The 8,330-nt window shown below is 45.4% G+C and carries 5 protein-coding genes; 1 reads left to right on the top strand and 4 read right to left on the bottom strand.

All coding sequences use genetic code 11. From position 1 onward, the window contains the following. Positions 1-1,905 (bottom strand): DUF3987 domain-containing protein (locus IQ270_RS25840; protein ID WP_193976024.1); only part of this gene is annotated, 1,905 nt, incomplete at its 3' end. 289 nt (positions 1,906-2,194) lie between these two features. Here IQ270_RS25840 and IQ270_RS25835 point away from each other — a divergent pair. Then, positions 2,195-2,536: a hypothetical protein gene (locus IQ270_RS25835; RefSeq protein ID WP_193976023.1), complete on the top strand. Its 342-nt coding sequence runs from the start codon at positions 2,195-2,197 to the stop codon at positions 2,534-2,536. Between the two features lie 303 nt (positions 2,537-2,839). On the opposite strand, the gene IQ270_RS25830 is transcribed toward IQ270_RS25835, so the two are convergent. The 3 genes from IQ270_RS25830 to IQ270_RS25820 all read right to left on the bottom strand — a co-directional run. Beyond that, entirely contained in the window at positions 2,840-4,972 is a 2,133-nt protein-coding gene (locus tag IQ270_RS25830) for a protein kinase (RefSeq protein WP_193976022.1), read from the bottom strand. 94 nt (positions 4,973-5,066) lie between these two features. Further along, a complete protein-coding gene (locus tag IQ270_RS25825) occupies positions 5,067-6,353 on the bottom strand; it encodes an FHA domain-containing serine/threonine-protein kinase (protein WP_193976021.1) in 1,287 nt (428 codons plus the stop codon). A gap of 23 nt (positions 6,354-6,376) precedes the next feature. Next, positions 6,377-8,330 (bottom strand): protein phosphatase 2C domain-containing protein (locus tag IQ270_RS25820; RefSeq protein WP_339384335.1); only part of this gene is annotated, 1,954 nt, incomplete at its 5' end.

Below are 8,330 nucleotides of genomic sequence, written 5' to 3'. Positions count from 1 at the left end.
GTTGATGGTGCGGATCAGGGCTTCTACGGTGATGTGTTCGACCCAATACTCGCGGGGAACGGGTGGGGGCGGGAGTTCTTCTGGCGGCCCGATGGGGTCTCGATTTTGCTGGGAGGCTTTTTGTGCTTCTTTGTAGCTTTTGAGGGCAATGCAGTATTCGCTGTTGGCATCCTGCTGCAAGAGCCGGATGGGATTGACCATAACTTCTTGAGTTTGACTTTTGAGCTTCCCCGACCGGGCGGTGCTGATTGTCCACAGCACGCAGGACTTTTGTTTGAATCCAGACCAAGCAACAACTTCAGCGGCCGTGCCGATCGCGCAGCCGAAGGTTGACCAACCTACTGTCATCAGGTGTTCGGCGCTGGTGGGCATTGCAGCAGCGATTTGTGCCAGGATGCAGGCAATTTCAGGCGGTAAAATTTGGTGCAAGTCGAGACTCTGCTTGCGCTTGCTAACTAAATCTTCAATAAGGGTTTTTTCGCTTTCGACTTCTGCGAACTGCCATTCTTGCAGTCGGGTTAAAACGATTTGTTCGACGTATTTGGGGTCGAGTTCCAAAGCTTGAGCGATTTGGGCACACTCGGATCTTCTTTCTGACAGGGGAATGTTGCCCCGTTCGAGGAGCCGATCGATATATTTGAGGAGCTGGTTTTCTTTCTGTTTGCTGTCAGAATCCGGCGGGTAAAAATTATCTGTAACCTGACCGTTGTTTGGCAGGATGCTCTCTGACGCTACATGATCTGCTTGTAACTTTTGAGAGTTGAGCTGCTGCTGGCTCGCTGTCGGTGATGCCCTGGGGCGCTTGTCGATACCCCATTCTCCTAAAATCCTGTCTCTAATGTGAGGGGGGCATGAAGCCTGGAAGGTTTCTCGATCCAGCCGGTAAATCTTTTTCCAGCAATTTTCAGAGTCTCCGCTGTGATATTCGGCGGCGGTTTGGCAAGCGGAGGGGCTAATGGTTTTGAGGATGCGCTGCCATTTGTAGGGATCTCGGCTGCTGTCTTCCATTTGCCCCCAGGCGTACTCGGCTAAGATTTCAGTGGTGCCGGAGTAGGAGATACTGTAGCGGTGGCAGAACTCTTCCCAGCCGTAACATTCGGAGGCGAGAGCGGTCAGGGCGTCGGAGCGATCGCCTGTTTTGGCACCACCTGTCAGAATTTCAAGGGTGCGGGGGGAGATGAGGTCTTCTAGGCGAATTGCGCCGGGGACGTAACTTCCTACAGAACGGGGCGAGGTGTTGGCAGGAATAGACGGGTGCTGTTGCCGTGTTGGGTAAATACCAACATCTTCCGGTTTGGCAACTGTAGGCGGATATGCAACAAAATATTCCCAGCGGTATGGGATGCCGTTCGCGCCGACAGTAGGGGGCAGCAGGGTGTGACCGCCGTTTCGGGCAAGCAGTTCGCCCATTCGGGACCTGTCTCGATCTAGGCTGAAGGCTGTCCAATCTGGTTCTTCTGTGAAGGCGAGGATGACTCGGTATCCGCCCGAAGGGGTGCGAAATCGAGGGGCGACATTCAGAAGGGGGTAGTCGTTGAACCACTGTTCTAGGCGCGCCTCAAAAGCTTGTGGCGAGGAGAAGACTTTTTCTTTGCGATCTAGATCGACAAAGGCGATGTAGTGACCATGTATATTAGGTCCGCCGCCGAGAGTGCCGATGCCAGTGGTGTGGGCGAACCACTTCGCTAAGTTTGCCTGAGTTGGCAATTGCTTTTGATAGGGTTTCCAACTGACTTTGACTGCTTTTCCTTTCTGGTTTATCCAAGCAGGCGCTTTGCCTCCGGGAACGTTGCAGTCCCTTTCGCATTCCTTGGGACATTCCGGCAGCGCAGGTCTGCCCAAGCAATTGTGGAGCCAGTCGATTGTCTGGGCGATCGTCTGGGGAGCCTGATTAATGTCGCTCATCGGTGCACCTCCAAGCGATATGAGAGGAATTGGGCGATGCCTGTTTTGACATCTTCCAAGTCCCTGCGAGGGTTACCGAGAAGTTTTTGCTAAAAATTTGGCAATCTGTGTTGGCAAACCTCCTAATTTTGCTAAAGTTAAATAGCATCCAATTTTGCCTCCCCAGCCAAAAAGCTTTATGCAGCTGTGGATGCAGGTCAGTCTCCATCAAAAACCTCCAATTTGACCCCAATTATTTACCAATGGTAAATCTAGATTCACCCACAGTGAATTAAGGTGACAAATCTTAATGCTAATTTATGAAGCCTTCCACAATACTTTGAAACGTTATGACATCAGTGGCAAAGCCCTAGCTCGAGTTGCTGGGGTCAGCGAGAGTCTTGTGTCGCAGTTTAGGCACGGAAAGAAGGGTGTAACTGACGAGATGCTCGACAACCTGTTGGAGGCGATGCAGAAGATTGCTCCGGGAGCACGCAAATATTTTTGTTCGCTGGTAGCTGGGGATCTGGTGGAAGGAACGGGTGTGGAGAATGCAATTAAGGAGATTTCTGCTGAGGAGATTCCTGAATTGTTGATGGCGATCGCGCGTCGCTGGAAATCGGGTGAGAGTCAAGTTTTGCAAGTGCACTGATGTCATATACGCCGTGGAATTATAGCCTTATAAAATATGTACAATTCCAAAACTTCAATAAAGCAGATACGCCCTGAAAAATAATGCTTGTAGTGATGCTCACCATAAGTTAATTGGCGTTGCTTAATCAGGGTATGAAAAAAATAAGTTTAAAATCCAGAAGCTTTGTGGGTACTGGTTTCTATGATTGGCATATTTAGTCTTTCATACCGTAAAGCAGCAACGCCAGTTAATTCTGTTGCTCCTAGCCCGCCCCAAAAATACAATTTAGATGCGGGAGAGCTTAAAATGATAAAGAGCGCACTAAATCTCAACTTCAATTACTTGGAAAGCTTGTTTAATTCCCTGAGCTAAAGCCAGTTTTTGTTGTTGGCTATAGAGTTCAAAACTTGTCCGATAAGCCGAGCGCATGGCACGCAAATTCTCAATTTGACCTTTTCGGTCTTTAAGATTGAACAAAACCCAAGCTAAATTATGATGAGCCTCAGCATAATCCGGTTGTAGCTGAACCGCTTTTTCCAAATAGGACTGCGCTGGACGCCACTGTCCCTGCCGCCCCAACAATGTACCTAAACGAAATTGGATAAAAGCATGGGGTGGAAATTTCTGATTGTAAGCTTCATAAGCTTGGATAGCACCAGGAATATTTTGGACTTGTTCGCGAGCAATGCCTAAATTTTTCAATACCCAAGCAGCGGCTTGTGGATAGCGCGCCGCTTTTTCAAAATTAGGAATAGCATCAGTCCATAGCCCCTGCAAAGCTTGTTTCCAGCCTATAAAACCCCAGGCAAAACTGCTGTCAGGAACCTGAGTAATAAACTCTTGGGTGCGTCGCTCTATATCTCGCGCTTGTTGAGTAATTACTGCTTTATCTAAGGCGATAATTAGACAAGGATATGCCCAGCGTAGCAATTCGCGATCGCCCTGAAAATTAGCCTGCTTTGACTTAGTAATAGCTGGTGTAGCATGACTGATAGTTAGTTTCCAGTCTTTTTGATTCACAGCAATCCACCCTTTCAATCCTAGTACAAAAGGTGATGCAAGCGTCATTTTAATTTTCGGATCTAAATCACCTTTAGTCTCGATTTGAATGGCGCGATCGATCGCACTTTCTGCCTGTTGCCAATTTCCAGTTTTGCCCAAAGCCCAAGCTAGATTAGCTTGTACCCAACTCTCATGAGACAAAAGATTTGCTGCTTGCTGCAATTGTCTAACCGCTTCTTGCCAATTTGATTTGCGGCAATTAATCAAACCCAGCACTCCATAGCCCCTACCATCATTCGGTTTCACTTGAATCGCTCTCTGTGCAGCAACTTCTGTTTGAGAGTGATTGAGGTGAATCAAAACCAGGGATAATTCTACCGCTGCTTCACCATTATTAGGCTCAGTAGTTAAACATCTTTCGTAAGCTTCAACAGCTTCTGCTAAGTTTCCTTGCTTGACAAAATCCAGGGATTTCCTGTGCAGAGGTGTGATAAAGTTACCTTTGAGCGCATCAATGAGTTCATCAGCCGTTTGAAATCTTTCCTCTACCTTCGTTCTCATGCCGGTTAAAATAACCTGTTCAGTTAAAGGGCTGAGATCCGGGCGTAATTTTCGAGGTGGAGTCAGAGTTTCTGATGCTACTCTGTCGGTAGCGGCGGCTGGTGGCTCTCCTGTTAATAATTCATACATTGAAGCACACAAGGCATAAATATCTGTAGCAGGATAGCGTTTGCCTTTTGCTGAATACTGTTCTAGTGGAGCATATCCGGGGGTTAACAACTGCGTCATATTAGTAGTTTGATTAGCAATAAACTCTCTAGTAGCACCGAAATCTATCAAAACGGCCCTATCTTGATTGTCAATAATAATATTATCTGGTTTAATGTCCCTATGGAGGAGATTATTAGTGTGAACAACTTTTAAAGCTGATGCAATTTCAATTATATATCCTTTCACCCGCTCTTCAGATAAAGGTTTTTCCTCATTTCCTACCTGGTATAATGACTTTCCCGAAATAAACTCCATAACTATATAAGCAGTTTTATTTTCTTCAAACCAGTCATAAACCTTAGCAATATTCGGGTGAACGCATCTCGATAAATAATTCCCTTCAAGCTGAAATTTAGAGAGTTGTTGCTGTTTGATTTGTGGAGAAATAGAATTCGGCCAAGTAATGGTATTTCCCTGTCTGATTGCTTTTTCAGGCCACAGTTCTTTGATGGCAATACCCATTAAGTTTGTTGAATCAGTACCTTTATAAGTAATTCCAAATCCGCCTTCTCCCAAGGTTTTTTCGATCTTGTAGCGGCCTTGTTTGAGTAATGCGCCAGCAGGCAAATGATAGGAAGATGAACTGCTGCTACCAGCAGGAGTGAGAGAAAAGCCGCAGACAGTACAAAACGACGCATTATCGGAGTTTTCTGTCATGCAAGCGGGACAAGTAATAGACATTTTAGTTACCTCAGTTCAAATTTAAAATTTTCTCAAATTGAGTTGGTTGTGCCTTCGACCCTTCGACTTCGCTCAGGGGCCGGGAGTTGGTTTTTTAAATGTTCTCAAATCGAAAGCGAATTTTACCAAAGGCAATCTCATCCCCTGAATTTAAAATTTCAATGGCAGTCATTCTGTTGCCAAACCTAGATTGTCCGGCGCGTTTGATGAAAGTTCCATTAACTGAACCTAAATCTTTGACTTTCCACTCTCCGGCTTCTTGATAAATTCCAGCGTGGGGGCGTGATACAGTATTGGCATCTGGAAAACTATCTAAATCGATATCTGGCAATTCACCTCCTGGCTCACTTCTCCCTATAATTAATCTGCTTTTATCTAATAAAATTTCTGTGATGAAACTAACGGATTTGAGAGGAATTAGTTTGGGTGTGACACTGCTTCCTCTCAAAACTTTAATCAGTTCATCGGCTGTTTGAAATCTCTCCTCTACCTTGATTTTCATTCCTGTTAAAATGATGTGTTCAATTAAAGGGCTGAGGTCGGGGCGTAATTGACGAGGGGGAACTAGGGTTTCTGAAGATATTCTATCTGTGGCTTCTGCAGGAAGTTGACCGGTTAATAATTCATACATTGAGGCACAGAGAGCATAGATATCTGTAGCGGGATAGCGCTTGGCTTTGTAGCTGTATTGTTCGAGGGGTGCGTATCCCCGCGTTAGGGTGACGCTCATTTGTCTAGTTTGTCCGGCAATGAATTCTTTTGTTGCACCAAAATCAATCAGAATTGCTCTGTCTTGGCCATCTATCAGAATATTCTCTGGTTTTATATCTCGATGTAGCAATTTTGCCCCGTGAACGATTGTGAGTGCTGCTGATAGTTGCAGTAAGTAACGTTTCACTCGTTGCATAGGTAGCGGCCCCTCTTCTTCCAGGATTTTAGAAAGGGGTTTACCTGTGATGAAATCCATCACCACATAGGCGGTACTGTTTTCTTGAAAATAATCGTAGACTCTGACAATGTTTGGGTGCTGACACTGAGATAAATATTGAGCTTCTGTGGCTACTTTCTTCAGTTGCCAGTCTTTATCTTTTGGAGTGACTGTGTGGGGCCAAACCACTGTGGTTCCCTGTCGGCTAGCTTTTTCTGGCCAGTTTTCTTTGATGGCGACAGTCCGAGAATTTACTAGGTCAATACCTCTGTAGGTAATGCCAAATGCACCTTCGCCAATTAAGGTTTCAATTTTATACTTTCCTTGCTGGAGGGAACTGCCAGCAGATAAGTAATAGCCAGATGTTTGCACGGAAAAAGGAGCACCGCAACTCATACAAGCTAGGGCATTTTCATGATTTTCTGTAGCACAATAAGGACAGATGATTGACATGACTAATATCTACTCCGATTGATTTAGTAACGGTTGTCTGGATGGCTGCTAAGTTCTAAGGCTAGAAGTGTGGCGTTGTCTGATGCTCCTCGCTGAAGGACGCAATTAATGACTTCATCAACTGCTGTTTGCAAAGTTTTGTTATGCGTAAAAAATTGAGCTATTTCTGCATTTGATACTAAATCCCATACGCCGTCGGAACATAGTAGCAAGATGTCACCGTTTTCTAAGGCTAAGGATAGGTTTTGATCTGAACGGCTTAATTGTTGGACGTAGCCATCGCTTAATCTGCGTTTTGAGCCGATCGACTTTGTGAGCACATTGCGATCTGGGTGATCTAAGCTTTCTTCTGGGGTGATTTGACCGCTGGCTACCAGCATGGCTACCAGTGAATGGTCTTCGCTTAATTGGCGTATTTCTCCTTGTCTGAGAAGATATATGCGGCTATCTCCAACATGGGCGATCGCCAAATCTCCTCCCACTGCTAAAGTGATACTTAATGTGGTTCCGCCGTCCCGCACATGAGTAGCTACAGATTCATTGGCTTTCTGCACTAATGAAACCAGCCATGCAGCTTTTTGTTCTATAGTGTTGAATTCAGCAGGAATGGGTTCTTCTAGGACTGTTTGAACTGCCAATTTACTAGCAACTTCGCCCTGAGACATTCCGCCCATGCCATCAGCAACAACTCCTAAGATGAGGGTTTCGGAATTGCTTAACTGCATTTGGCGGATGCCATAACTATCTTCATTTTGCAAGCGACTGGTGGATAGGCCGGTAGTCGATCGACTGGCGACATTCCAGTCGATTTTAGTACCTTGTAAAGATTGCCTGGTTTCTACCAAGAGACTTAAGAGTTGAGACAAAGGAAAACGTTCTTCCGGTAAGGGTGAGAGAGCAATTTTTAGGAGTTGGTAAATTCGGGGAATGGGGTTGATTTTCAGGTCGATTTGGTTTGTGGAGGAAAGGGGTTGTTTGTGAATGGCGTGATACAATAAGGCTCCTACTGTATAGCTGCTCATTGCTTCTTGGATGGGATGGCTGCCATAGGCGAGTTCGGGAGCGGCGTAGTTTTCTGACAAGCCCGATCGCAATTTTTCATTCAATGGATAAGCTCCCGTTAAATCCAAAAACTTGATGGGAGTTCCTAGTTCAATAAATTGGGGCAGGATTTGGACGAAGCACCACCCGTGCTTGTGAATATAGCGAAAGAATTGACAAACTTGACTGGTTATGGATAAGCAAGATTCTAAGGAGTTATCTTCTCCCAGCCAAGATTGTAAGGTTGTGTTGTCTTCAGGGAGAGAAGTTAGTAGTAGTAGTTTGCGATCGCTCTCATCTGCACACATTTCCTCTTCTGGGTAGGATTCCTCCTCTAAATACTCGGATGCTGCGTTAGTTGCATCAGCAGTACAAGACTGAGGCACTTCCACTAACGAAACCGGGTTTTCACTTAGTTCTCCCCGTTCCCTGAGCGTAGTCGAAGGGAGCGTAGTCGAAGGGTCTAAAGGCTCAACCACCAGGTTTTTTAGGGAATCTGCTGGCTGCTGCAATAAACTATCATCAAACTCCCCAATTTCTGCGCCCCCATGCGTAAGTTTGGGATTAGTTTCATCAGTAGCATTTTCGTCTGAGAGCACAGATTTTTCGTCATTTTGCTCTGCTTCATTTGAGATTGGCTCTGCTGAATTTGCCAAAGATTCTAGCTGCTCAAAATTTGTGTTTATTTCCGGCTCTTCCGGTTCCTGTGGCTGAGGATGTTCAACTGATCGCCAATCTACCTTTACAGAATCTTTGGTAGTCTTTGCCAGTAGCTCTCCAATCATTTTATAGCCACTTAAAACCTCTCTTAGTTCAACTTCTTGCTTTAATGCACCTTCGCAAGCACCGACACGCAACAATCCAAAATTGTTTGTTTTAGCAGTATTACTATCGGCTTCAATTTTCACTTTAAAGTAGTGAATACCTGCTCTCAGT

The organism is Microcoleus sp. LEGE 07076 (assembly GCF_015207455.1).
Classification (GTDB): domain Bacteria; phylum Cyanobacteriota; class Cyanobacteriia; order Cyanobacteriales; family Microcoleaceae; genus Microcoleus.
Note: the sequence above shows the minus strand (reverse complement) of the source record. Positions and strands in the feature narration are given on the sequence as shown.

Coding starts and splice junctions, on each gene's coding strand:
- IQ270_RS25835 (WP_193976023.1), top strand. CDS start 2,195: ATGCTAATTTATGAAGCCTTCCACAATACTTTGAAACGTTATGACATC.
- IQ270_RS25830 (WP_193976022.1), bottom strand. CDS start 4,972: ATGTCTATTACTTGTCCCGCTTGCATGACAGAAAACTCCGATAATGCG.
- IQ270_RS25825 (WP_193976021.1), bottom strand. CDS start 6,353: ATGTCAATCATCTGTCCTTATTGTGCTACAGAAAATCATGAAAATGCC.